We start from the raw sequence: 25739 nt of genomic DNA, 5'->3' as shown, positions 1-25739 counted from the left end.
TGCTTATTGTTGTTATTGAACGGACGGGCTATTTGAACTGATCGACGTTTTGCGGCGTGATCAAGCGATAGGGAATCCACACGGCTTGTTCAACCGGTTCGTTCCTGGCCATTTTCACTGCGGTGTCGATCGAACCGTCTGCCTGGCCTTTGGCGTCCTGGAACACCGAGACAGCCAGAGAGCCCTTCTTCACTGCATTCAAACCGTCAGGCGTCCCATCGACACCGGCGATCAGTACGCTGCCCTTGTCCACACCGGCCTGTTGCAGAGCCATGGCGGCACCGATGGCCATCTCGTCGTTGTTGGAGACAATCGCGTCGAACTTGCGGCCCTGGGTCAGCCAGTCGTTGACCAGGGTCATGCCCTTGTCCCTCAACCAGATGCCGGTTTGCTCTTGCTCGATCTTGATGTCCGGGTACTTGGCCAACACCTCTTTGACACCCTTGGTACGGTTGGTGGTGGAGTTGTTCGCCAGGTCGCCCAGCAGGATCACGATGTCACCCTTGCCACCCATCTTGTCGGCCAGGTATTGCATCTGCATTTCGCCGGCCTCCTGGTCGTTGGAGGCGACCGTCACCACGCCTTTGGGCAGGTTCAGGTCATCGGGGCGGCGGTTGACGTAGACCAGCGGGATGCCGGCCTTGACCGCGGCCTGGGTGATTTTTCTGGTGGCGGCGGTATCCACCGGGTTGACCACGATGGCATCGACCTTCTGGCTGATGAAGCTTTCCACCTGACTCAGCTGCTTGACCACGTCGCTGCGCGCGTCTTCGAACTGCAACTTGACGCCATCGGGATAGGATTTGGCTTTTGTGTCCATGGATTCGCGCAGATAGGTCAGCCAGGTGTCATCGAACTGCGACATGCTGACGCCGATCTTCATGTCAGCGAGTGCAGCGCCGCTGGCGAACATCAGAGACAAGGCGAGTGAGGCGAAACGGATCTTGGTCTTCATGAAAAGTCTTTCTCCACATTCTTGTTGGTTTTATGGATAAGGCGTGACGATTTCAGTGAGCGGGCAAGCGGACAATCGGCGCTCCGGGAATGCAGCAGACCAGGGCGCCTTTACGTTCGATGCAGAGCAAGCGGGAAAAGGAATGAAACGAGAGGCGAGACAGGTCGCGAAGGAGGTGTTGCGGGAAACGTAATGCGTGCACAGCAGAGGTGAAGGTTTTCATCGACGGTACCTGGCTTTGTTTCTTGTTTTTGGTTCGTCCGGCCCTCGTTCAAGGTTTGCTTGAGCGTGATCGGCCGTTGATAGTCGGCAACCTGGAAAAGACTTTATTGGAATATTATTTCTATATTAACTCATTTTAGAATTTTATTCTGATTTTATTCCATGACTCTCAAACGGGCTCAGCGCCACCACTTGATGCCGCTCGAAGCTGAGCCGCGCAGCGTCTAGCACGCGGGTGGTCGCGAGTGCATCACGGGGTTCGACCGGCAGAGGGCCACCGCTCTGCAAAGCGGTTTGCAGCTGCAAATAGAACTGGGTCCAGCAACCACGCTCGGATGGCACCCGCTCACGCACCTCGCCCTGCTCGAACCAGCCCCAGCGCCGGTGCTCTTCAACGCCCCAGCGCTCGCCTTCGGATTTCGGCGTGCGCCCGGCGAGGGTCAACGCCTCCTGCCCGTCCAGACCGTCGACGCTGTAGCAGCCCTGAGTGCCGGTCACGCGAAAGCGCGGGCCGGGAGAGTTTTGCAGGCAACTACCGCCCAAATGCGAGATCACGCCGTTGGCATGGGTCAGGGACATAAAGAAGCCGTTGTCGAAAGACTGGCCTTTTTCGAGGTAATCCAGCTCGGCGTAAACCCGGATGACGGGGCCGAACAGCAGCAGCGCCTGATCCACCAGATGGCTGCCCAGATCGCGCAGGAAACCACCGCCACTGCCGTTGTCCACCGACTGTGGCGAATAGCGCTCGATCCGCGATTCGAAACGAGTGACCTGGCCCAGCGCACCGGACTCGATGAGTTTGCGCACGGTAAGAAAGTCCGAGTCCCAGCGCCGGTTCTGGTAGACGCTCAGTTGCACGCCCTGACGCTCAGCCATGGTGATCAGGGTTTGCGCCTGTTGCGCGTCAGCGGCGAACGGCTTGTCGCTGACCACCGCCACGCCGTGTTCGATGCCATCGAGCACCAACGCCGGACGGCCCTTGAGCGGCGTCGACACCACCAGCACATCGATCCCGGCTTCCACCAGTTGACCAATGCTGTCGAAGGCCGGCACGCCGGGGTGTTCTGCCGCCAGCAACTGGCGCTGCTCCGTTGAACGGGTAACCACACCGACGAAAGTTGCATCCGGCAAACTGCTGATCAGTGGAGCATGGAAAAACCGGCCGCCATGGCCGTATCCGACAAGTCCGATGCGCATGAGATTCTCCTTATAGAACGCGGATCCTGTGGGAGCGAGCCTGCTCGCGAAAACGGCGTGTCGGGCGACATCCATATTGACTGTGCTGCCGCCTTCGCGAGCAGGCTCGCTCCCACAGGGTGTGGTGCGGGAATTAGCGACAGAGTTCGCTTTTGACGCGCTCGAGCATCATCCGGTTGGACTCGTCTGGCCGGTCCTCCCAGGCGAACACCGAGACGGTAGCGATGCCATCGAACTTGACCTCGCGTAAGGTGCCGAAGAACGCGTCCCAATCGACCTCGCCCTGGCCGATGTCCAGATGCTGGTGCACGGTGGCGGTGACGCCCGGCGGGTTGACGATGTAGCGCAAGCCCGATGAGGCCTTGTGGTTGTAGGTGTCGGCGATGATCAGGTGCGTCAGTTTCGACCCGGCGTACTTGAGCATCGAGGCGATATCACCGACGCCATCGTCATAGAAAAATGTGTGCGGCGCAGCGTAGAGGTAGTTGATCCAGTCACGGTCCAGACCGCGAATGATGTCCACCGATTCGTTGTTGCGCTCGCAGAAATCATAAGGGTGTGCCTGAATATCAAGCTTGATGCCTTCGCGTTCGAACTCCGGAATCAGCTCATCCATGGAGCGCATGAATTGGTTCTCGCACACCAGCGGGTTGTCCGACTGACCGGTGAACTCGGTGTTAACCAGTTCGCAGTCCATCTCTACGGCAATCTGGATCGCGCGCTTCCAGTTGCGCACTGCGGCCACGCGCAAACCTTCGTCGGCAGCGGCCCAGTGGTACATCGGTAATAGAGAAGAGAGTTTGACCCCGGTGTCGCTCAGGGCTTTGCGAAATTCCTTGATCCGCGCCTTGTCGACCCGTGGGGCTTTGTAGAACGGCAGGAAATCTTCCCGGGGCGACAGCTCGATGTGTTCGTAGCCAAGTTCGGCGACCTTGTCGACCATCTTGCCCAGGGACAGGTTGCGGTACATGTAGGGGTCTAGTGCGATGCGCATGATTGTTCTCTCCAAACCAAGGCCTGAGCCTTGCCCTCTTGTGGGAGCGAGCCTGCTCGCGATGACGGCTGTACATCCAACATCTATGTGACTGTCTGATCGCATTCGCGAGCAGGCCCGCTCCCACAGGGGGGGTTGTGGTTAGCCGTAGAAGTGTGGGCGTTCTGGCAGGCCGACTTTTACGATCTGGCCGCTGTTCTGGGCTTCGATGCACGCATCTGCTGCTACTGCCGCCGCGAAGCCATCCCACGCCGATGGGCCGCCTACTTGACCCGCACGCACGCCATCAATGAACGCCTGCAATTCGACGTCATACGCGGCGATGAACCGGTCCTTCCAGTCCATCAGAATCGCATTGGACAGCTTCGCGCCACTGCGCAACTGCACCTGGGACGGTTCCGGCAGTCTGGCGATGCCGGTCTCCCCCACCACTTCGCATTGGATGTCGTAGCCGTACTGGCAGTTGACGAACACTTCCACATCGATGCGCGTGCCCTTGGCGGTTTCCAGCAATACGATCTGCGGGTCTTTCAAATGCGCGAGAGCCTTGCTGCTCTTGCGCGGGAACACCACCTGCACCGACACGTAGTCGTCGTCGAGCAACCAGCGCAACACGTCCAGCTCATGGATCAGGGTGTCGGTGATCGCCATGTCGGTCTTGTAGTTCTCGCCCACGGTCGGGTTGCGGTGGGCGCAATGCAGCATCAACGGCTCGCCGATCTGGCCGCTGTCGATCACTGATTTCAGCGCCCGATACCCCTCGTCGTACGGACGCATGAAACCGACCTGTACCAGCCGCTTGCCGTGAGCCACTTCAGCCTCGACGATCTTGTGGCAGCCAACGGCGGTGACCGCCAGCGGTTTCTCGCAGAACACCGGCTTACCGGCGGCGATCGCTGCCAGCACGAACTCTTCGTGGCTCGGCCCCCAGGAGGTAACGAGGATCGCCTCGACTTCCGGTGCATTGATCAAGGCATGGCCGTCGGGATAGACCTCGGCGGTCAGCTTCAAATCGGAAACGACCTTGGCCGCTTGCTGCAAATTGATGTCGGTGACCGCCACGACCTGGCTGTTGAGCAAGGTCTGGCTGCAACGACGGATATGGTCCTGGCCGATGGCCCCGGTGCCGATGACGCCAATCTTTAAAGACATGAAAACTCTCCTGTGAAGACTTGTTGTTGGTTTCAGGGGCAATCAGTATTGACGGGCCTTGGCCAGTCGTTCGTTCAGGGTCTTGGCCACCGCATCGGTACGGGCACTGGTGGAAACCTGCGCCACACCGACCCGCCACCACGACAGGTATTTGTGAATCATTGTCTTGGGCAAAACCTTGATATCGATCAGCGTCGAAACCGTCTGCAGGCGCGCATTCGCCAGTGCAGCTTTCAGCGCTTCAACGGTGTTCACTTTGTAAGTCTTGCAGCCATAGGCCGCCGCGCTCATGGCGAAATCCACCGGCACAAAGCCGCCATCGAGCTTGCCGGTTTGCGGGTTGCGGAAGCGGAACTCGGTGCCGAAGCTGTCCATGCCGTGTTCCATCTGCAGGTTGTTGATGCAGCCAAAGGTCATGTTGTCCAGGAGCACCACGTTGATCTTGCGTCGCTCCTGAATCGAGGTCGCCAACTCTGAGTGCAGCATCATGTAGGAGCCGTCGCCCACCAGCGCATAGATCTCACGATCCGGCTCGGCGAGTTTCACGCCCAATGCAGCGTTGACCTCGTAACCCATGCAGGAATAGCCGTACTCGACGTGGTAGGTGTTCACGCCCTTGCTGCGCCAGCTGCGCTGCAAGTCGCCGGGCAGGCTGCCGGCGGCGGCGACGATCACCGCGTTGTCGGCCAGGGTTTCATTGAGCACGCCGAGCACGCGGCTCTGGGTCAGGCAGGAGCCGGTCAATTCGATGAATTCACGCAGTACCGCCGGGTCCAGGTGGTCGTTGATTTCCGGGACGAAATCCTTGGCCTGGTATTCCACTTGATAGATGCGATCGATTTCCTCATCCAGTTGCGCCTTGGCCTGACGGGGTTGATCGCCCCAGCTCGAGCGATAATCACCCAGCGCTTCGGCCAGCGCCGACAAACCGGTTCTGGCGTCCGCCAGCAATTGCACGCCGTCGAGTTTCAGCGCATCACACGGGCTGATATTGAGGTTGAGAAATTGCACCTGCGGATGCTGGAACAAGGACTTCGATGCGGTGGTGAAGTCGCTGTAACGGGTGCCAATGCCAATGATCAGATCAGCGTCCCTGGCCAGCAGGTTCGCCGCCAGGCAACCGGTTTCACCGATGCCACCGACGTTCAGCGGATGACTGGACACCACCGCGCTCTTGCCAGCCTGGGTTTCGGCGAAGGGAATGTCGAAGCGCTCGGCAAACGCCTGCAATGCGGCGTTCGCACCGGAATAACGAACCCCGCCACCGCAGATGATCAGCGGTTTGCGCTTGCCTTTGAATAACGCCAGTGCATCGCCGAGCATGGCTTCGGTGGCTGGACGACGCTCGATGCGGTGCACACGTTTTTGCAGGAAATAATCGGGATAGTCGTAGGCCTCGGCCTGCACGTCTTGCGGCAATGCCAAGGTCACGGCGCCGGTTTGCGCAGGGTCGGTGAGCACACGCATCGCGTGGATCGCCGCCGTCATCAACTGCTCGGGACGGTTGATGCGATCCCAGTATTTACTGACCGCCTTGAATGCATCGTTGGTGCTGATACTCAGATCGTGGAACTGCTCGATCTGTTGCAGCACCGGGTCCGGCTGGCGGCAAGCGTAGACATCACCAGGCAGCAGCAACAATGGAATGCGGTTAGCGGTGGCCGTAGCGGCAGCTGTCAGCATGTTCGCCGCGCCAGGCCCCACCGACGAAGTGCAAGCGTAGATCTTGCGTCGCAGGTGCTGCTTGGCGAACCCGATGGCGGCATGGGCCATGCCTTGCTCGTTGCGGCCCTGATGAACGACCAGGTCGCCGCTGTCCTGCTCCAGAGCCTGGCCCAGGCCCAGCACGTTGCCGTGGCCGAAGATGGTAAAGATCCCGGCGACGAATTTACTCTGGACCCCATCGACCTCGATGTACTGGTTATCGAGGAATTTCACCAGGGCCTGGGCCATGGTCAGTCTTGTTGTGGTCATAACCGATCCTTCAATACACGAAGAAACCCTTGTGGGAGCGAGCTTGCTCGCGATGGTGGTGTGTCAGGCGACATTATTGTTGAAGGTACCGCCGTCATCGCGAGCAAGCTCGCTCCCACGGTTGATCTGCGCTGGCCTCAGGGCAGGGATTTTTTCAGGTGATCCATGCTGGCACCGATCGCCTGCTGGATATCCGCCAGGCCATGGACGCTGTCGGCAAACGGTTCGAACGACAGGTAACCGCTGTAACCGCTACTCAGCAACGTGTCGATCTGCGCCGCATTGCCGAGAATGTCGCCTTCGCCCACCAGCACCCTATGCCCGTCGCGAATGGTCGCCAGTGGTGCTGCGGCATCCTCGACCCCAGAGATGTGCACCAGCCCGGTCAGCTCAGGGAAGAACTCCTGCTCGCCGGCCAGGTGATGGTGAAAGGTGTCGTGAACCAGCCGGAACACATCCAGACCGCCGATGGCCTTGATCGCCTCCACCGCCGTGCGTTTACGGCGCAGCGAGCACTCTTCGAAACCCAGCGGTTCGATGAACCCGAGAATCCCGTGATCGCGCAGGATCGGCGCCAGCTGGCTCAACGCCGTGCGCAGGCCTGAAGCGCGCTCGGCTTCGGTACGCGGGTCGGCACGGTCGTTCAACGGGCACATCACCAGCCCTTGGGCACCGCAGTCCCGGGCATAGGCAGCGAGCTTCAAGGCCTGCTCCCGACGCTCGTCGTTCCACACATCAAACGGATACAGCGCGTTGATCGACAGTACGATGATGCCTTTGGCCCCGCACAATTCACGCACGCGTTCAGGCGCGGTACCGTCTTCGATCTCGACACCCTTCAGGTCATTGCGGATCTCGATGGCGTCGGCCTTGAGGGTTACCGCCAACTCGATGAACGCGGGCAGTGACAAACGTGGGGCGACCATACGGTTCAGGGCGAAACGCAGGGGTTTGCTCATTATTGTTGTTCTCCGCAGGAGTAAATTAGTTGGCCGTCGGCATGCTGAATTCAGGGCCCTTGGCGATACTGTCAGGCCAGCGTTGCATAACGCTTTTGTAGCGACTGTAGAAACGGATACCTTCTTCGCCGTAGGCATGGTGGTCGCCGAACAGCGAGCGTTTCCAGCCACCGAACGAATGCCAGGCCATCGGTACAGGAATCGGCACGTTGATGCCGACCATGCCAACCTTGATGGTGCGGGCGAAGGCTCGGGCGATCCCGCCATCGCTGGTGAAACACGACACACCGTTGCCGAACTCATGGGCGTTGATCAACGCAACGGCGCTGGCGAAGTCAGGGACACGGACGATGCCCAGCACCGGGCCGAAAATTTCCTGCTGATAGATGCTCATCTCCGTCGTGACGTTATCGAACAGCGTCGCGCCGACAAAGAAACCATTCCCGGCCCCCGGCACCTTGAAGTTGCGACCGTCGACAATCAGCTGTGCGCCCTGCGCCACGCCTTCGCCGATAAAGCCTTCAACCTTTGCCTTGTGCTCCGCGGTGACCAACGGCCCCATGTCGGTGTCGCCCTGCAGGCCGTTACCGACCTTGAGCTGATCAATGCGCGGCAGCAGTTTGGCAATCAACTGATCGCCGACATCGCCGACCGCCACGGCAATCGAGATCGCCATGCAGCGCTCACCAGCCGAGCCGTACGCCGCCCCAATCAAGGCATCAGCGGCTTGATCCAGATCCGCATCGGGCATGACGATCATGTGGTTTTTCGCCCCGCCCAGAGCCTGAACGCGCTTGCCGCGCGAGGTGGCCTGCTGGTGGATGTACTCGGCAATCGGCGTCGAACCGACAAAGGAAATCGCTTCGATGTCCGGGTGTTGCAGCAGCGCATCGACCGCAGCCTTGTCACCCTGCACCACGTTGAACACACCATCCGGCACCCCGGCTTCGGTGAGCAGACGGGCCATCAGCAAACTGGCGGACGGATCGCGTTCGGACGGCTTGAGGATGAAGCAGTTACCGGTAACCAGCGCCAGCGGGATCATCCACAGCGGCACCATCACCGGGAAGTTGAACGGTGTAACCCCGGCACAAACACCCAGCGGCTGACGCAGGTTCCAGTTGTCGATGCCGCCGCCGATGTTGTCGCTGAATTCGGTTTTCAACAGGTTCGGCGCACCGCAGGCGTATTCGACGATTTCGATGCCGCGCGTCACTTCGCCCTTGGCGTCAGAGAAAACCTTGCCGTGTTCGCGGCTGATGATTTCTGCCAGTTCATCGTGATGGCGGTCGAGCAATTCCTTGAACTTGAACATCACCCGCGAACGGCGCAGGGACGATTGCTCGGACCAGGCTGGAAAGGCCTTGAGGGCCGATGCGACAGCCTCGTCCACGGTGTTCTCGCTGGCCAGCCCGACCCGCGCCTGCACGCTGCCGGTGGCCGGGTTGAAGACATTGCTGAACCGCTCACTGCCGGTGTCTTGCACCTGACCGTCGATGTAATGGCCGATTACCGGGGCGTCGCTCATCGTTATTGTTCTCCGTGCAGATAGTGGAATTCGGACGTTGGGATTCAGAGATCCAGCAGCCAGCTGTGCTGCGGATCGTTATGGAACTGCCAGACGCGTTTCGGACCGGCCATCACGTTCAGGTAATACGACTCGTAGCCGTACGGCACACTGACCGGGTGATACCCCTTGGGCACGACCACCAGGTCGCTGTTTTCCACGGCCATGGCCTGATCGATGCTGCGATCGTCGGTGTACACCCGCTGGAACACGAAACCCTGGGGCGGGTTGATCTGGTGGTAATAGGTTTCTTCGAGAAAGCTCTGGTGCGGCAAGTCGTCGGTGTCGTGCTTGTGCGGCGGGTAGCTCGACGAATGTCCCGAAGGCGTACGCACTTCCACCACCAGCAGGGAATGGGCCGGCTCGGTGTCCGGCAGGATGTCGCAGACGTAGCGGGTGTTGGCGCCCTTGCCGCGTACGCTGCGCTTCATGCTGTCGGGTTTGATCAGCCGTGGGCGGAGGCCGTTGCTCGTTGAACCGGGCGCGGCGCACACGGCAATTTGCACGTCGCTGAGCGCGACCACTTGCGCCTGACTGCCAGGTGGCAAGTACGCAGCGAAGGGGGATTTGTCTTCGAACACCGACTGGCGATCGCCGATGCTGTCCCAGTCGAACGCGCCCTGCCCCGGCGCTTCACCCTTGATGCTGACCCGGCCGCTGAGCAGCACCAGGCACAGTTCCTTATCAACGGCCGACACCGGCAGCGTTTCGCCCAGGCTCAAGCGGTAAGCGGCGAAGCCGACGTATTCCAGCTCACCTTGACCGAGCTCGACCATGGTCCGGCCACGGGCATTGCTTTTGACCAGCAGGCTCATCACTTAGTCCTCTCGTCGAGCAGCGTGCGCAAGGTGTCGTAGCCTTTTTTCGCGTAGACATAACTTGGCGCCACCGCCGGGTCCTGCTCGGCTTCAACCACCAGCCAGCCGTGGTAATCGGCGGCCAGCAGCACGTCGAGCAATGAGCCGAAGTCGATATCACCATCGCCGGGCACGGTGAAGGTGCCGTTGATGATGCAGTCCGGGAAGCTCCACAGATTATTGCGCGCCAGCTGCACCACCGGTTTGCGCACGTCCTTGAAATGCACGTGGCAGATGCGTTCGATGTGTTTGCGCAACACCTGCAAGGGTTCGCCGCCGCCCATGTAGCAATGGCCCGAATCGAACAGCAGGCCGACTTCGCTGCCGGTCAACGCCATCAGTTTGTCGATGTCCGCTGGGGATTCGACGTAGGCGCCCATGTGGTGGTGATAGGCCAGACGCACGCCCTGGGACAGGGTGAATCGCGCCAGCTCGGTGAGCTTGTCGGCGTATTCCTGCCAGGCCTGTTCGGTGTGGAAGCGCGGGCGTTCGACCAGCGGGATGCGCTGGCCTTGAATGGAGTCCGCGACCTCGCCGTAGACCAGCACCTTGGCGCCGTTCTTCGCAAGCAGCTCGACATGGCTGCCAATGGCGTCGATTTCCTCGGCCACCGAGCGGCGGGCCAGGCGACTGGAGTACCAGCCGGACACCAGCGCCAGGTCATAGGGGCGCAGCACGTCGCCAACGCCTTTAGCGTCCTTGGGGAATTTGCCGTTGAGTTCAAAACCTTCGTAACCGATTTCCTTTCCTTCGCTCAAGGCGGTGCTCAATGGCGTCTCGCCGCCGAGGGATGGCAGGTCGTCGTTGCTCCAGGAGATCGGGTTGATGCCAATTCGGATAGCGGGCATGGCTGCACCTATTATTGTTTTACACAAATCAGTAAGAACGACACAAAACCCTTGTGTGAGCGAGCCTGCTCGCGATGAGGGCAGCACATTCAACATAGAGGTAACTGTCAGACCGCTATCGCGAGCAAGCTCGCTCCCACAGGTTTAGTGTTCACACATTGAAAATGTTCAGCTCCGGGACGTGCGCCAGGCATCGATCAATTCGACAAAGGTGCCCTGCACCTGCTGAATCAGCGCCTCATCGTCGATTTCCCCGGCCAACCACGCACGACTCGGCTCCTGGAAAATCGTCCGCCCCACGGCGAACCCGCGACAGGTCTGGCTCTGGCTGGCCTGTTGAAAGCCTTCGGCCAATGCTGATGCCGGAGCGTTCAAGCCCAGCAGCACCACGCCTCGGCAGTACGGATCTCGCTCCTGAATCAGTTCGTCGAGTTGCTGCCACTCCTCGGCGCTTTGCGCTTCGATCTTCCACCACGCCGGGTAGATGCCCAGGTTGTAGAGGCGTTTGAGGGCGCGATACAGCACGTCCGGGTGGGCCGAGGGGTGATCCTTGGGCGGGATGATTTCCAGCAGCAGTTCATGACCGCTGACCTGGGACGCCTCATACAAACCCTTGATCTGCGCTTCCTGTTCCAGGCGCAGCATCGGCTCGTCGTCGGGATGAAATTGCACCAGGCACTTGATGATCTGTTCCTGTGGCCAGGCAATCAGGTTGCTGCCGATGGAGCGACCGTGTTCGAACGCCAACGGCCGCGAGCCTTGCACCTCCACAGGACGCGCCACCCACCAACCGCGACCGGTGGCGGCGTTCAGCGAATCCTGACCGAAACGCTGATCGGCCAGCAGCCCGACATCGGCCTCGATGCCTTGCCCGCGCAGATCGGCTTCGACCCGCTCCACGGCCTGGATAAAGAGTTGCTTGAGTTCGCAGATCGCGTTCAGGTCGCGACCGCCCTTGTGCGCCAGTTCCACCAGTTGCCAGCGATGGTCGAAGGCAAAAATGAACAGTTGCTTCCACTGTTTGCGCGGCACGCTGACCTGATGCAGGCGTTGCAGCGTTACGTCCTGATCCGGCCGTGTAATCGGCACCGGGCTGTTGAACAGGTAATCGAGTTCGGCGCGGGTCGGCATCGCCGGGGCGCAGGCATGGCGCGAGACCACCAGACCACCACAGGCATTGGCCAACTGGCAGCAGCGCTCGTCGCTGGCGTCCTCCAGCCAACCACTGAGGAAACCCGACATGAAGGCATCGCCGGCCCCAAGCACGTTAAGCACTTCCACACGCACGCCGGGATATATCGAGCCGTCTTCGAGACGGGCCGGGATCTCTCCATGAATCACCGTGCAACCCTGCGGGCCGAGCTTGACCACCAGGGTCGCCGCGCTCAGCCGCCGGACATTGCGCAGCGCGACGAGCAAATCCTCGGCGCCGCCGGCAATCAAGAATTCTTCTTCAGTGCCAACGATCAGGTCGAAACGCGAAAGGATTTTCTGCACATGCTGGCTGACGTTCTGGTCGGCGACGAAACGGGTTTCACCGTCCGCCTTGCCGGCCAGGCCCCAAAGCACCGGGCGGTAATCGATGTCCAGCACCCGTTTGACGTCGTGCTTCTGGGCATAGTCCAGGGCCTGGATACTCGCCTTGTACACGCCATCGGTGGAGAAATGGGTGCCGGTGATCAGCAAGGCTTTACTGGAAGCGATAAAGGCTTCGCTGATGTCTTCGGCCCGCAGCGCCATGTCGGCGCAGTTTTCGCGGTAGAAAACCAAGGGAAAGGTTTCGCGGTCCTTGAGGCCCAGCAGCACCATGGCGGTCAGGCGCTCCGGATCGACCTTGATGCCACTGACATCGCAGCCTTCACGGGTCAGGGATTCAACGAGGAAGCGCCCCATATGGTCGTCCCCTACCCGGCTCAGCATCGCCGACTTGAGCCCCAACCGCGCGGTGCCGAAGGCGATGTTGGCGGACGAGCCGCCGAGGTATTTGGCAAAGCTGCTTACATCCTCCAGCCGCGCTCCGACTTGCTGCGCATAGAGGTCGACGCCTAGGCGCCCCAGGCAAATCAGATCCAATTGACGCCCACTGGCAAAACGAGTCTGGCCCATGCTGGCTCCTGTTATTTTTATCAGCCTGCGTTCGGGGCGATGACCGCGCCGAACACTCTTGGTGGAGGCAGACTAAAACGACCGGGACCGAACAATCAATAATTATTCTAAATATTTTTACGTAGAATATTTTTTCCAATAAACTCTGGTACAGGCGCTCCAGCGGCAGTGCATCGTTTCAGCAAGCCCCTGTCGACGGCAAGCTCAAGATTTTATCCGGGCCTACCCTGTAGACTGCGCACAGCCAACCTATTGTCAGGGGATGACCTGATAAGTCATCCCTATAAGAACAAGCCAGAAGGATTCCCTATGTCCCGCACCGATCAGCCGGCCACGACCGAGAGCACGCCCGAGAGCGATCTCGCCAGCCCCCCGATCAATGCCGAGCGTCTGCTGCAGCTGATCACCAACGAATACGAAAGCCTGCCGCGCCAGCTCAAACGCATCGCCAGTTACATGAGCCAGCAGAGCGACCGGATCATGGTCGACCGCATCAGCGACATCGCTCGCGAGTGCGAAGTGCACCCGTCGGCCATCGTGCGGTTCTCCCAGCGCTTCGGCTTCAGCGGTTTCAGCGAAATGCAGGCGCTGTTCCGCGAGGCCTACACGCACAAGACCACGCCGGTACAGAACTACCAGCAGCGCATTCGCAGCATGATCGCCAACAAGTCGCAGAAGGCCAGCGGCGGCGACCTGGCGCGCGAATGCATCAACGCCACCCTGTCGGGCATCGAACGCCTGGGGCTGGAGCTCGACGACCAGGCCTTCGACAAGGCCGTGGACCTGGTGGTGAATGCCGACAATATCTACGTGGTCGGCGTGCGCCGTTCGTTCGCGGTGGCCGATTACCTGGTCTACAACCTGCAACACACCAACAAGCGCATTCACCTCGTCTCCGGGCTCGGCGGCAGCTACCGCGAGCAGATGCGCAGCGTGCGCGCCAATGACCTGGTGATCGCCATCAGCTTCACGCCGTACGGCAAGGAAACCCAGCACTGCCTGCGCATCGCCCAACATCATCAGGCGAAAACCCTGATCATCACCGATAGCAATCTCTCGCCCCTGGCCAAGCGCGCCAACACCGTGCTGCTGGTCAACGAAGGCAGTTCGTTTGCGTTCCGTTCATTGAGTGCGACCCTGTGCCTGTGCCAGGCGCTGTTTATCGCCGTGGCCTATCGACTGGAGTTGAAGGTCGATGAGATTCACGAGCAGGTCGGCTTCGAAGACTGACCAACACACTGGCGTTACGACTGCGCGCGCAGCGACTCAGTGGTCCGTTGTAATATTTATTCCGTTGTTTGATGAAAAGGAATATTTATTCTATAACGAGATCTCTGAAACAAAATCCAAAGGATCCTGTCATGCGCGAACTCGGAATCGGACTTATCGGCACAGGCTTCATGGGCCGTGCCCATGCCCTGGCCTTTCGCAACGTCAGTGCGGCATTCGAACTGCCCTTCACGCTTCGCCTCGCCGCCCTGGCCGACGCCGATCTCGTCCGTGCCCAAGCATGTGCCACCGCCTGGGGCTTTGAGCAGGCCTATGGCGACTGGCAGCAATTGGTCGACGACCCCAAGGTCAACCTGATCGCCATCACCACACCCAACCACCTGCACTATCCGATGGCCATGGCCGCCATTGCCGCTGGCAAGCCGGTGTACTGCGAAAAACCGCTGGCGGTGAACCTTGAACAGGCCAATGCCATGCACCTGGCGGCCAAGGATGCCGGCGTGGTCACCCGTGTCGACTACAACTACCAGCACAACCCGATCATCGGTCTGGCGCGGGAGTTGATTCAGAGCGGCAGACTCGGTGAGATCATCAGCTTTCAAGGCGAATTCAGCGAAGACTTCATGGCCGATCCAGCGTCCCCCTGGTCGTGGCGCTGTGAGGCCGAACATGCCGGTGGAGCGCTGGCGGATCTGGGCAGCCACTTGCTGGGCATGGCGCGCTATCTGCTCGGCAATGTCGAAGCGGTATGCGCCGATTCCCAGACCGTGCACCGCCAGCGCCCGGCCACCGCCGGTAACCAGGAACAACGCACAATCGCCGTCGATGACCAAGTCCATGCATTGTTGCGCTTTGCCAGCGGCGCGCGTGGCACCTTCAGCAGCAGTTGGCTCAAGCACGGCTACAAGAATCATCTGAGTTTCGAGATCAGTGGCACCCAAGGGACACTGTCATTCGATCAGGAGCGTTTGAATGAGTTACGCCTGTGCCGTGTCGGCCAGGACGGTTTCCAGCGTTTACTGGCCGGGCCGAACCTGCCCGGATATGCAGCGTTCAGTCCAGCGCCGGGGCACCAGCTGGGCTACAACGAGTTGAAGACGCTGGAAGTGCATGAGTTGATCATGGCCTTGGCCGGCCAAGGGCAAGTTGGCACTGATTTCGAACAAGCCCTGGAAGTGGAGCGGCTGGCGACGGCTATTCGATTGGCGGCATGGGAACAGCGCTGGGTCAATATCAGCGAGGTCTGATCGCGGGTGGTGTTGCATTACCCGGTCCTATCGCCTCGTCCTCAACGCATTTGCTTAAATCAGGTTGAACCTTTACGACCTGGCGCAGCCCCTAAGCTATGGAGCATTGCCACGCATTCTGAGGAATAGAAACGCTCGATCACAGGAGGAACGACCATGATTGACGAATCGAAAATCCGGCAAAGAGCTTATGAGTTGTGGGAAAGGGATGCTCGGCCTGATGGCGCTCAAGAACATTATTGGCGGCTCGCTCAAGAACAGCTTGAGAAAGAAGGGCAGCCGTCTGCGGCGAACACACTTGAACCCGCCTCTGGCGAATGGGAAAGCGGCTCAGATGAACCCACGCAGCAGGCTGAAGGCGGCGAAAAAGCTAATGAGGATGAGTGGCCAGCAAAAGGCGAAGCCGCCCGCTACTCAGGAGCGTAGTTCGTGCGCTGATGATTACTAAGCTCTTCGTTCAGGCGAAGGGATGAGGAGCTTTTGACTTTTCTCAGCCTTTAGACTTTTTGCACGTCGTGGACGTCAACGAAAGAAAGGTGACGGCTCCCTGGCAGGTTGTGCCTGGAAGAGGGGCACAGATTAATTTCCGAGCGAGTGCAGAAATAGGCGAGCTGTCGTGTTCGCTCGCAAATTAAACATCCGTGCAAGGCGCATGTTTAAGCGTCCTACTGCTTACCTCCTGAAAGCTACAAGACCTTGCGTCGTTGCCTACAGGTACGCCAGAATCCGCCGGCTTGTGCGCCCCGGAGCCGCTCGGTAACTTGATTCCCGTCACTGCTCATCAGTGATCGGGTTTAGCAGCCCGCGATAACTCGGATGTGCGTGCATCTGTCATGCAGGTATTTCATTGCCTGTACTTGATGGTAGCTGTACGTAGGGCGCCCTCGGGCGCGCCGGATTTCTGAGTTTCCCGGTCGACTAACCTGCGTACAGCTGCCTCCCTTTTGTTTAGTCGCTAAAGGGTTGGCACTCAATCAGGAAAACTCAGCATATGAAGAAACCTTCCCCCAATCCGCCTAAAAAAAGGGGACAAAAAAAGGACAAAAAAAGGGGACTGATCTGGGACTGATCTATTTTAGGCAAAAAGCGATAAATAGATCTGTCAACTTTTCCAGCTCTGCAATCCTTCAGTTAGTGTTCAGGGCTTAGTCGTCTCTACGATCACGATCACGATCATGCCGCTGATTATAATCACGGCGATCGTATCGATCATTCCCATGATCATCATGACCCCGTTCGTAGCCACGATCCCGGTGGCCCCGATCATGCCTATCTCCACCATCACGGTGATGCCCGCAGCCGACAAGCAGGATAGAGCCTGATACAGCTAAGAAAATCATTACTGCGCGCTTCATTTAAAAGTCCTGATGGAAAAGTCAGTGCTATGACCACGAAGTAACTCAATGATTCATTGGCGAAATACACCAAACCAAATCCAATCCTGAACTAATAACGCAGTCTTCCCCGCCTTTCTGGGCCTCAAATACGATTGGCAGGTCGGCCCCGGCATCCTGCGTACCGACTTGCGTCACTTCGAAAACCCTATGTTCAGGTCAATTTCGCGAGGCACCACTTAAATTTTCAATCAATGACGGGGTCACCACTGCGCGATATCCATCAGCATTTGGGTGCAATCCATCCGCAACATACTGCTTAAACAGGTCGGGATTTGATTTCAAGACCGCCTCCCACCTTGGATAATTGTCGATCAGACGAAGTCCCCTGGCTTTTGCGACATCCCGATACATCTGGAAGTAATCCCTTAACTTCGGTCTCTGCACTCCAGCGCCTCCAATCACTGGATTCGTAACCATTAGAATGATCTCCGTCGATGACTTGGCAGCCTTTATCCGGTCAATCATTAGCTCAAGGTTTTCCCGCGCTTGTTCGACAGTGGTGTTGTTGGGAAGGAAAGCGTCGTTGATCGCGAATTCGATAAACACCGTATCCGGGCTTTTGGAGATAACTCGACTTTCGAGATTTTCAACACCCCATCCCGACCACATCGAACCCTTGCCACTATTTATAACCGTGGCACGTCCAGGGTAACGCTGATTCAGATCATCCCCAAGCTGCTGCACCCAGGCGCCAAAGGCCGTCAAGCTCGTACCATAAGCTACGACGGTCTGCGCCTTGCCAGCATCAAGGTTTGAATAGAGATCGCTTTTCTGACCAGCAAAGCTGGCCGCGCTTAACGAAAGTAACATTCCAGCTAACAGAGCCTTGGCCCACAAACCATTCATTCAACTGTCCCGATCTTTTCACAGGTGGCAAGGATGAACCTGTGAGCTTGAGGCGTCCAACAGATTTAGGCGGGTGGCATTGGTTCTCACCCCGTAAGGTGCGGGCGAGGATGTCTCGGTCATTGTCCGGAAAGGATAGGCAGAAAATTGCAGGACATGCGAACGCATGGCCAAAAACTACCAGCGGGACCACGAAGAAATCGTCGGGTCCGAGGCAATTCCGGACCTGAATATCAGCGAAATCACCAGGTAGTTTTGCGCCAGTTTTGCGCGGGTTTTGCGCAAGCCTGAAACGAAAAAGGGGATCAAGCCACTAAGTGCTTGATCCCCTTACGAAATATGGTCGGGACGGAGTGATTCGAACACTTGACCCCTAGCACCCATCTCCTTTTTCATACTTCTTGGAAGATCCCAAAATTTTACTCTGGATTTTTCCAAGCTAGTATTTACTTGAGCTCCAGCGGTGTTCTGCTCTACGAGAGTCCAGTAACGCCCATCAAGAGCCGATGTTTTTGTGGGGGTAAAAGTAGGGGGAGTCCATTTCATGACCAAAATTACCATCAATGAACTTGAGTCGCTAACCGCCAATGATGCCGGCCGCATCTCAGGGAGGACGGCGATGGCACCTGCAAGTGAATACCCCTGACCTTGAAGCAAGAAAATCAGCTGAACAGAGATTGCCGTCATGATCACTGCGCCCAATGCAAAAATCGTCGTGAGGAGCCAGTAAACCCGTCGATCAATCGACAGACTTTCATCGTACAACGCGTCATCTTTTCTGAGTGAAACCGAGCCTCTCGGTAGCACCCACATATAAAGCGGTGCCACAGTCAGCACTAACAACGCTCCATAGGCCAAACACGTTGAGCGCCAACCAATGTACTCGATGACTAACGCAACCGCCGGCCAGGAAAGCGTTGTCGCAAACCCTGAGATCAATGTAATTCCTGTAATCGCACCGCCCGCTTGCTCCCCGTAAAGTGAACCTAAACAGGCGAATAGTGCTTCATACAATCCAAGCGCCATGCCACTACCGATGACTGACCAAGCCAATAAAAAAAACGCCAATGACGTGGCAATGGCCATCAGAAACAATCCAATGGCGAGGGGTCACGGTTTCAAAAGCTGAGTGCAATACAGTGCCTGCAAGTGGCGCAGAAGCTCGGCATTGCCAACCCGTGATCGACGTGAGCATTGAGCCCGACCATAGCGTCTATGGTGAGGGAATATTCAACAGATACACAAACTTATCCAGCGATTCCTGACGCCTCGGTAGAATTACCATCGGCTGCATATTTGTAATTCGCGCCTATTGATACCCAAGATGTCACCGCTGTGGTCTTCATTAGCACCACCGGTGCGGGCGAGGTGTCTGCTTCTATGATGGAGGCAGAATGGGCAGCTTGAAGCTCGGATGCTCGCCGGTCAGGGTATCGAGGAGAGCGACGATCTTACTAATTTCATCGGTGCTCAACATGCGCCCCAATTGCAGCCTGGACATCACGTTCACGGCATCCTCCAGTTTCCCGTAAGCACCATGGTCGAAATAGGGATACGCCAGCTCTCCGTTGCGCAGGATCGACACTTTGAACTTCATCCGAGCGGGCGGAGGGAATGTCGTTGAAAGCTCGGCAGCTCGCTGACCTGTTGCTGGATTTCGGCCACCAACTCAGCGTCGCTCACAGGTCTGCTTCGCCGTGTCTTGGGCGATACCGATTGATTGATTCGAACCGTTAATTGCGAGCGCGCCACACCGACCGGTTTACGCCAGGGTCTACGAAACAGCAGAAACAGAACACGAAACCAGAGATTCATAGGGATACCGATGGTGAGAAAACTATGTAGGCAAACGTGGTGCCTGCTTGGAATTGGGAGCGGAAATCGGGTGCAATTTCTCATCGAACTCATCAAGTGAGACGAATGAAAGCCCTTGCAGTGTGTCCAGCGAACGCAGGTGCTGTCGATACATCGCCAACTGAGTGACACGTGCTTTCTGGGAAATGTACGGTACGTGATAGGCAACAAAGGTCGGAAGCACAGTCATCCCGGTATAGGCCAACGTTCCACGCAGGATAGGCCGGAGCATGTCGTTGAGTTCACCGTGCACGCCGCCGCTCACCAACATGTGTGGTTGACCGCCGACAGTAATGGCGAGCATGGCCTTCTTGCCAGCCAGGCCGCCCTGATCGTAAAAGCGCTTTCCGCCATAGCAGACGCCAGAAACCAATACCCGGTCTATCCAGCCTTTCATGATCGCCGGCATCGAGAACCAGTAGATTGGGAAGTTGAAGATCACCAGATCGGCCTCCAGCAACTTGTCCAGCTCCCTCTGGATGTCCGGTGCCAGTGTGCGTTGCGAGCAATTGTGACGCTGCTCCAGGGCATACGTCAGGTACTCGGAATTGACGCGGCTGCCAAAGTCAGCCGCGCTGGCGACCGGATTCCAGCTCATGGCATACAGGTCAGACACTTCGACAGAGTGCCCTTGCCCCCGCAGTTCTTCGACCGCCAGATCTTTCATGGCCGCATTGAACGATTGTGGCTCGTTGTGCGCGTGGATAATGAGGATGTGCATTGGACAGCTCTCCATTGGGTTGGCCATCCAATCAGCCGGTGATGTCTTTACCGAAGATTGCGCGTGCGATGACTAGCTTTTGAATCTCATTGGTTCCCTCATAGATTTCGGCGATCTTGCAATCGCGATAGATCTCTTCGACACGGTAGTGCGAACCATCCGCCGCGAGCTCGCGCATAAAGCCGTAGCCACCAAAGATCTGTACCGCGTCGCGGGCGAATTCACCGGCAAGGTTGGTGCCGTACCATTTGGCCATCGCGGCCTCGGGCTCCGGAAAAGCGAGCCCTTCGTCCATGCGCAACGCCGCCTTGAGATACAGGTTGCGGGCGTTCTCGATTTCAGTGGCGCGCTCGGCCATCTTGAACTGCCAGTGTTGGAACTGCGCGATGGCTTTGCCAAACGCCCGGCGCGTCTTGAGCCGCGCGATACTGTGATCAAACAATGCCTGAGCCATGCCGGTCCCGCTGGCGGCAATCCCGATGCGTCCGAATGTCAGCGTTTGCAAGGCTATCTTGAGACCTTCACCCGGCTGGCCAACGACGTTCGTCATGGGCACTTTGACGTTGTCGAAGTAGATGTCCGCCGTCAGTTGGCCATGGTTGCCCATTTTCTTGTCGGGTTCGCCAACACGTACACCTGGCCAATTCAACTCGACCACCAGCTCAGTCATGCGCGCGCCATCGACACAGAGCAATACGACGAAGTCGGCAACTGGTGCGTTGGAAATGAAGCGCTTGCGGCCGTTGACGATGTAGCCATCCTCTGTGCGCGTAGCGTGTGTGCCCATGGCTTCAACGCTCAAGTCGGTACTGGCATCCGGCTCGGTAGTCGCGAAACTCCCGATCTTGTCGCCGTTGAGCAAAGGCCTGAGATAGCGTTGCTTGATCGAGTCCGACCCGTGGTTCAGCGCATTACCCGCGAGAATGCAGTGCACGTCCACGATGGCGGCCACCGAGTTCGAATGGTAAGCCAGCTCCTCGATCATCACCGCAGTGGCTGCGGTGGGGTATTTGAGCCCTCGCCCACCCACATCGGCGGTAAAGGGAATGCCAAATAAACCGGCCTTGGCCATTTTGGCGAACAAGTCACGCGGGAACGCTGCAACGGACTCCTCTGTGTGGCCAATGGCGTAGGCCACAGGGGCGACATGTTCGTCGGCGAAGCGACGAATCTCCTGGCGGATAGCCAGGATTTCCTGCGGGGTATCCAGGTCGTGATACAGGCGATCCTGGTGACGCGCAACAGTCGCATTGACCGAAGTATTGGCAAGATGGGTCATGGTTATCTCTTCTGTAGCCTGGGGAAGCAACGTGGTGTGAACGGTATGAAAACTGATGGAATGACGTAATAGGCAAAAACGACTGTAAATATGCGAATATCGCCATCCATGCCAAAAAAGGTTCCGCCATGACCACCGTTGCGATTCTGGGTTTTGACGACTCCTATGCCTCCGTTGTGGGAGGTTTTGCTGACATGCTTCAGGTTGCCAACGCGCACATGTCAAAACAGGGGATGCCACCGTCAGGTCTGTTTGAATGGCATTTCATATCGCAGAACGGGTTGCCTGTGCGCGCGAGCAATGGCCTCGAGCTTGGCATGCGGGCGCTGCCGAAGAACCAGCATTATGATTTGGTCTTTATTCCCAGCCTGCATTATCGCGGCTGGCAGCATTTCCAGGGCTTCCTGGAAAAACAGGGAGCTGTGCGTGACTGGCTGGTTAGCCAATGGCGAAATGGTGCATGGCTCTGTGCCAATTGCACGGGTACCTTCCTGCTTGCCGAGACGGGTTTGCTTGATAACAAAGTGGCGACCACCACTTGGTGGCTGGAAGAGCATTTCCGCAGCAGATTCCCGAAGGTTGATCTGCAAATGCGTCCTGCGGTGACTGAATCTGAACGTCTGGTATGCGGTGGCGCTCATGCCACATTTTTGTTGCAAGCGGTTCACGTGCTTAACAAATTCGCGGGAGAGGCCATCGCCAGGCAATGCGCCCGCAGCATGCTGATCGATTTGACCCAAACGACGCAGACACCTTTCCAGCCGCTTATCGCCGACAAGACCCACAATGATCCCTTGATTCAACGCGCGCAAAAGTGGCTTCAGGAGCATTTGGTCGAACAGGTGCGCATGACTGACCTGGCGCAGAAGTTGGCCGTCAGCGAACGTACATTGATACGCCGCTTCAATAAGGTGCTTGAGCAGTCACCGCTCACTTATCTGCAGAACCTGCGCATTGATACGGCGCGGGCGTTGCTGGAGGCCGGCGACCTGAGCACCGAGCGAATCGCTCACTATGTCGGTTACAGTGATATCAGCTCGTTTGCACGCCTGTTCCGTGAGCGCGTAGGGTTCACGCCGGGCGCTTATCGAGCCAGGTTTCAGTTACCCATGGAGGACTGACCAAGCACTGTCGCCAGCAGATAGCCTGACCCATTCGCTGCAAACCGCTACCCTCGCCTACCGTGCTGGCGAGGACGAAGAGTGCACGGGAGGTTTTCAGCAAGATTGCAAGGGATGGCTTGCCAAAAATGCGGCGACTCTCTCAATGACCTCGTCCGGCCGGGAATCAGCAAAAAAATGTCCGCCCACTATCGCAGAAGCCTCCATCATCGTGCAGCGATCCACCCAAGTGGCGGGTAAATCATAGTGCTTGGCCATCGCACCTGAGGCGCCATAGAGGATCAGCGCGGGCGCGGTGATGCGTCGTCCGGAATCGGACATGTCGTCTGCCAGATCCACAGTGAGTGCGGTGTACCGCTGATCTTTCGCATGAGTGAACTGCTTGGCGCATTGCAAGATACTGAGGGACGCTTGCCCGCGGACTTCAACTATATGTCTTTCCGTTTCATCGTAGGTCCGCCCGCTCGTTATGAAACTGCAGGCTCAGGCTGGGCCATCGATCCCGTTTTTTCTGGAGGCGGATCCACTATCAACGTGGCTACGCATTTCATAGATCTCTTCAGATTATTGACCGGCAAGGAGGTGCCGGTAACCTGCTCGCCCCTGCGATGCCCTTATCGCGAAATAGCCGGGAGGCCTCCTCAAGGATTTTCTCGCGCCGCTCTGCCGTCTGGCTTGAGGGATATCTCATCGGTGGACCTCGATATTTAGGCTTGACGAATAGCATGATGATCATCATGCTTCACCAAAAATATTACAATCATCATACGCCGTTGCGAGAGCCCGGGCCGACGCCCACCTGACGGCCCATTCCACGGTTACCGTTTCCATAAGCGCCAAGGGATGTAAATCCATGACGACAACTTTTGTGAATGCCCCAGCCCAGGCCATCCAGCCATTGACGGGGAAAATCGTGGCGATGTTGGCTGGCCTGGCTGCTATCGGCATGCTCTCCACAAACATCATCCTCCCAGCGTTCCCCCTCATCGGTGAAGACCTGGGGGTGGACGCTCGCGCGCTTGGCCTGACGCTGTCCAGCTTCTTCATCACCTTCGCACTGGGCCAGTTGGTGGTCGGGCCACTGGCTGACCGCTATGGGCGCAAGAAGCTGGTGCTGGGCGGGCTCGCGATCTTCGTGGTGGGCACCGTCATCGGAGGCCTCGCCACCACCCTCGATACGCTGATTGCAGGGCGCGTCATCCAGGCATTGGGCGTGTGCGCAGCCTCAGTGCTGTCGCGCGCAATTGCACGGGATCTGTTTGAAGGAGAGGCGCTCGCTCGCGCCTTGTCACTGACCATGATCGCCACCGCTGCTGCGCCAGGTTTTTCGCCACTGGCGGGTAGCCTGCTGTCCGTCACACTCGGATGGCGTGCGATTTTTATCCTGGTGGGATTGGCCGCCGTTGCGCTCGCCTTCTTCTACGTGCGCGGCCTGGGAGAAACTCATCCCGCCGACCGTCGCGCGCCGCATTCAGTCAAGAGCGTGGTGCTCGCCTATCAGCGGTTGACGCTAGATAAGCGCTTCATCCTGCCGGCCCTTTCAATGAGCCTGCTGATGAGCGGACTGTTCGCGTCGTTCGCCGCCGCCCCCGCTATCCTGATGAAAGGGATCGGCCTGACGTCGTTGCAGACCGGCCTGTACTTCGCCTGCACGGTATTCGTTGTGTTTGCAGCCGGCATGGCGGCCCCGCGCCTGGCGCACCGTTACGGCCCAAGACTCATTACCACGCTGGGCATTGCCTGTGCCATGACGGGCGGAGGGCTGCTCCTCGCCGGTCCGGCCGATCCGAGCCTTGGGTGGTATGCCCTATCAATGGTCACATTTCTTTGGGGCATGGGCCTGGCCAATCCGCTGGGCACGGCCATCGCCATGGGACCTTTCGGTAAAGAAGCCGGGATGGCTTCCGCCCTGCTGGGCTTTGTTTCCATGGGAGCGGCTGCACTGACGACCTGGCTGGTCTCGGTGCTGACGTTTGCACCGGTCACGACACTGGGCGGTGTCCAGATGACAGCCTGCCTGATCGCGCTGGGGCTGTTCCTTCTACGGGGCAGTCTCGCCAAATAAGCGCGCCAAGGCGCTGAGGCGTCGCTTCCCAATGACACCCACGTACGATTGGCTCACTGCCTGACGCCCAGTCCCGCGTATTTACGCAAAATGCGGCTATCGACTTGCCGATATCGGCTTTTTCACCCCAGCCCCCCTCCCTACAGTATGTACGACTTCAACGGCGAGCAGCGCTCGCCCCGTTCAGGAACCGTGCATGCCCAGCCTGTCTTTGCGTATCGAAAGGATCGACCTGCTCACGCCTCACATTCGTCGCCTGATCCTGGTCGCTGACGCCGGCCACACCCTGCCCGGTTTCACCCCGGGTGCTCATATCGAAGTGCAGATACCAGGCAGCAAACCCATGTGGCGTGCTTACTCGCTGGTCAGCCTGCCTGAACACCCTCACTACGAGATCGCGGTGCAGCTGGAAGACCAGAGCAGCGGTGGTTCGCGCTGGATGCACGAGGTGCAAGTCGGTCAGCAACTGATGGTACGCGCGCCCAACAACCATTTTCCATTGGTGGCAAATGCCTGTGACTACCTGCTGATCGCGGGAGGAATAGGCATCACCCCAATGCTTGGCATGGCCCGCTCGCTCGCGGCCAGTCAGCAGCCGTTCACTTTGCACTATGCCGGTCGCGACGCAGACCGCATGGCGTATCTGGACGAGGTCCAGGCGCTCGGCACCGCCCGATGCTGGATCAGCGGCGGCGACCCGGCGCGGCGCCTGCCCCTGAACAGCCTGCTGGACTCGCCCATCAGCGGACGTCAGCTTTATGTGTGCGGCCCCAAGTCATTGATCAGCAACGTGCTGCAAACGGCTCGCGCACTGGGCTGGGACGACAGCCAACTGCACAGCGAATTGTTCATCGGCAGGCTCGGCACCGAGACCGAAGCCGGTTTTGAAGTGGAGCTGCGCAGCAGTGGAATAACGCTTCAGGTGGCCGCGGGCAAAAGCGTGCTGGACGCAATGATAGAAGCCGACCTGGACCCGATGTTCGATTGCCGGCGGGGTGACTGTGGAGTGTGCGTGGCCCAAGTGCTCGAAGGCGCCGCTGACCACCGCGACATTTGTCTGTCGGAGCGCGAACGGGCCGACGGCAGCTTCTGCACCTGTGTATCCCGCGCCTCCAGCGCTCGCCTGGTGCTCGATTTGTAAGTGCGTT

The 25739-nt window shown here is 58.4% G+C and carries 22 protein-coding genes and 2 pseudogenes; 8 read left to right on the top strand and 16 right to left on the bottom strand.

Features of this window, described 5'->3' with window-relative positions:
• Window positions 1-28: 28 nt before the first annotated feature.
• The 10 genes from ACA041_RS10770 to ACA041_RS10725 all read right to left on the bottom strand — a co-directional run bounded on the left by ACA041_RS10770 (window position 29) and on the right by ACA041_RS10725 (window position 12831).
• Entirely contained in the window at window positions 29-955 is a 927-nt protein-coding gene (locus tag ACA041_RS10770) for a sugar ABC transporter substrate-binding protein (RefSeq protein ID WP_497441075.1), read from the bottom strand.
• Window positions 956-1321: 366 nt separating this feature from the next.
• Window positions 1322-2374 (bottom strand): Gfo/Idh/MocA family protein, encoded by a 1053-nt coding sequence (locus tag ACA041_RS10765; RefSeq protein ID WP_497441074.1) that lies wholly within the window; start codon window positions 2372-2374, stop codon window positions 1322-1324.
• 133 nt (window positions 2375-2507) lie between these two features.
• Window positions 2508-3368, bottom strand: coding sequence for a sugar phosphate isomerase/epimerase family protein (locus ACA041_RS10760; protein WP_497441073.1), 861 nt, complete (start codon window positions 3366-3368; stop codon window positions 2508-2510).
• Between the two features lie 141 nt (window positions 3369-3509).
• Window positions 3510-4520 (bottom strand): bifunctional inositol 2-dehydrogenase/D-chiro-inositol 1-dehydrogenase, encoded by a 1011-nt coding sequence (iolG, locus tag ACA041_RS10755; RefSeq protein ID WP_497441072.1) that lies wholly within the window; start codon window positions 4518-4520, stop codon window positions 3510-3512.
• Window positions 4521-4562: 42 nt separating this feature from the next.
• Complete coding sequence (gene iolD / locus ACA041_RS10750; RefSeq protein WP_497441071.1) at window positions 4563-6494, bottom strand: 3D-(3,5/4)-trihydroxycyclohexane-1,2-dione acylhydrolase (decyclizing); 1932 nt, start codon at window positions 6492-6494, stop codon at window positions 4563-4565.
• A gap of 137 nt (window positions 6495-6631) precedes the next feature.
• Complete coding sequence (locus ACA041_RS10745) at window positions 6632-7453, bottom strand: TIM barrel protein (RefSeq protein WP_497441070.1); 822 nt, start codon at window positions 7451-7453, stop codon at window positions 6632-6634.
• A 25-nt stretch (window positions 7454-7478) separates the two neighbouring features.
• Complete coding sequence (locus ACA041_RS10740; RefSeq protein ID WP_497441069.1) at window positions 7479-8981, bottom strand: CoA-acylating methylmalonate-semialdehyde dehydrogenase; 1503 nt, start codon at window positions 8979-8981, stop codon at window positions 7479-7481.
• A 44-nt stretch (window positions 8982-9025) separates the two neighbouring features.
• The gene (gene iolB, locus ACA041_RS10735; protein WP_497441068.1) at window positions 9026-9835 is read right to left on the bottom strand and encodes a 5-deoxy-glucuronate isomerase; all 810 of its coding nucleotides are present in this window, start codon (window positions 9833-9835) and stop codon (window positions 9026-9028) included.
• A complete protein-coding gene (iolE, locus tag ACA041_RS10730) occupies window positions 9835-10725 on the bottom strand; it encodes a myo-inosose-2 dehydratase (RefSeq protein ID WP_497441067.1) in 891 nt (296 codons plus the stop codon). The genes iolB and iolE overlap by 1 nt, the downstream gene beginning before the upstream one ends.
• Before the next feature lie 168 nt (window positions 10726-10893).
• Window positions 10894-12831 (bottom strand): bifunctional 5-dehydro-2-deoxygluconokinase/5-dehydro-2-deoxyphosphogluconate aldolase, encoded by a 1938-nt coding sequence (locus tag ACA041_RS10725; RefSeq protein ID WP_497441066.1) that lies wholly within the window; start codon window positions 12829-12831, stop codon window positions 10894-10896.
• Window positions 12832-13140: 309 nt separating this feature from the next.
• On the opposite strand from ACA041_RS10725, the gene ACA041_RS10720 reads away from it, so the two are divergent.
• The 4 genes from ACA041_RS10720 to ACA041_RS10705 all read left to right on the top strand — a co-directional run bounded on the left by ACA041_RS10720 (window position 13141) and on the right by ACA041_RS10705 (window position 16630).
• Window positions 13141-14061: a MurR/RpiR family transcriptional regulator gene (locus ACA041_RS10720; RefSeq protein WP_497441065.1), complete on the top strand. Its 921-nt coding sequence runs from the start codon at window positions 13141-13143 to the stop codon at window positions 14059-14061.
• A 131-nt stretch (window positions 14062-14192) separates the two neighbouring features.
• Complete coding sequence (locus ACA041_RS10715; RefSeq protein WP_497441064.1) at window positions 14193-15308, top strand: Gfo/Idh/MocA family protein; 1116 nt, start codon at window positions 14193-14195, stop codon at window positions 15306-15308.
• 156 nt (window positions 15309-15464) lie between these two features.
• Window positions 15465-15734 carry a DUF2934 domain-containing protein gene (locus tag ACA041_RS10710; protein WP_497441063.1) on the top strand — a complete coding sequence of 90 codons (270 nt, stop codon included), beginning with the start codon at window positions 15465-15467 and terminating at the stop codon, window positions 15732-15734.
• A gap of 749 nt (window positions 15735-16483) precedes the next feature.
• Window positions 16484-16630, top strand: coding sequence for a hypothetical protein (locus tag ACA041_RS10705; protein WP_497441062.1), 147 nt, complete (start codon window positions 16484-16486; stop codon window positions 16628-16630).
• 231 nt (window positions 16631-16861) lie between these two features.
• On the opposite strand, the gene ACA041_RS10700 is transcribed toward ACA041_RS10705, so the two are convergent.
• Window positions 16862-17551, bottom strand: a complete 690-nt coding sequence (locus ACA041_RS10700) for an SGNH/GDSL hydrolase family protein (protein WP_497441061.1) — start codon at window positions 17549-17551, stop codon at window positions 16862-16864.
• 125 nt (window positions 17552-17676) lie between these two features.
• Here ACA041_RS10700 and ACA041_RS10695 point away from each other — a divergent pair.
• Window positions 17677-17804: pseudogene (locus tag ACA041_RS10695) on the top strand (integrase); the annotation flags it as partial.
• Between the two features lie 332 nt (window positions 17805-18136).
• Here the strand turns inward: ACA041_RS10695 and ACA041_RS10690 are convergent.
• From ACA041_RS10690 to ACA041_RS10675, 4 genes and pseudogenes are all read right to left on the bottom strand, one after another.
• A pseudogene (locus tag ACA041_RS10690) lies at window positions 18137-18658 on the bottom strand (MFS transporter); the annotation flags it as partial.
• Between the two features lie 271 nt (window positions 18659-18929).
• Window positions 18930-19136, bottom strand: coding sequence for a hypothetical protein (locus ACA041_RS10685; protein WP_497441060.1), 207 nt, complete (start codon window positions 19134-19136; stop codon window positions 18930-18932).
• A gap of 252 nt (window positions 19137-19388) precedes the next feature.
• Window positions 19389-20126, bottom strand: a complete 738-nt coding sequence (locus tag ACA041_RS10680; protein ID WP_497441059.1) for an NAD(P)H-dependent oxidoreductase — start codon at window positions 20124-20126, stop codon at window positions 19389-19391.
• 31 nt (window positions 20127-20157) lie between these two features.
• Window positions 20158-21405, bottom strand: a complete 1248-nt coding sequence (locus tag ACA041_RS10675; protein WP_497441058.1) for an acyl-CoA dehydrogenase family protein — start codon at window positions 21403-21405, stop codon at window positions 20158-20160.
• 128 nt (window positions 21406-21533) lie between these two features.
• Between ACA041_RS10675 and ACA041_RS10670 the strand changes: the two genes are divergently transcribed.
• Window positions 21534-22526, top strand: coding sequence for a GlxA family transcriptional regulator (locus tag ACA041_RS10670; RefSeq protein ID WP_497441057.1), 993 nt, complete (start codon window positions 21534-21536; stop codon window positions 22524-22526).
• A 96-nt stretch (window positions 22527-22622) separates the two neighbouring features.
• On the opposite strand, the gene ACA041_RS10665 is transcribed toward ACA041_RS10670, so the two are convergent.
• Window positions 22623-22847, bottom strand: coding sequence for a hypothetical protein (locus ACA041_RS10665; protein ID WP_497441056.1), 225 nt, complete (start codon window positions 22845-22847; stop codon window positions 22623-22625).
• A gap of 532 nt (window positions 22848-23379) precedes the next feature.
• On the opposite strand from ACA041_RS10665, the gene ACA041_RS10660 reads away from it, so the two are divergent.
• Both ACA041_RS10660 and ACA041_RS10655 read left to right on the top strand, forming a co-directional pair.
• Complete coding sequence (locus ACA041_RS10660) at window positions 23380-24591, top strand: multidrug effflux MFS transporter (RefSeq protein WP_497441055.1); 1212 nt, start codon at window positions 23380-23382, stop codon at window positions 24589-24591.
• Between the two features lie 196 nt (window positions 24592-24787).
• Window positions 24788-25732 carry a PDR/VanB family oxidoreductase gene (locus tag ACA041_RS10655; RefSeq protein ID WP_497441054.1) on the top strand — a complete coding sequence of 315 codons (945 nt, stop codon included), beginning with the start codon at window positions 24788-24790 and terminating at the stop codon, window positions 25730-25732.
• Window positions 25733-25739 lie beyond the last annotated feature (7 nt).

The organism is Pseudomonas sp. LBUM1676, assembly GCF_059695605.1.
Note: the sequence above shows the minus strand (reverse complement) of the source record. Positions and strands in the feature narration are given on the sequence as shown.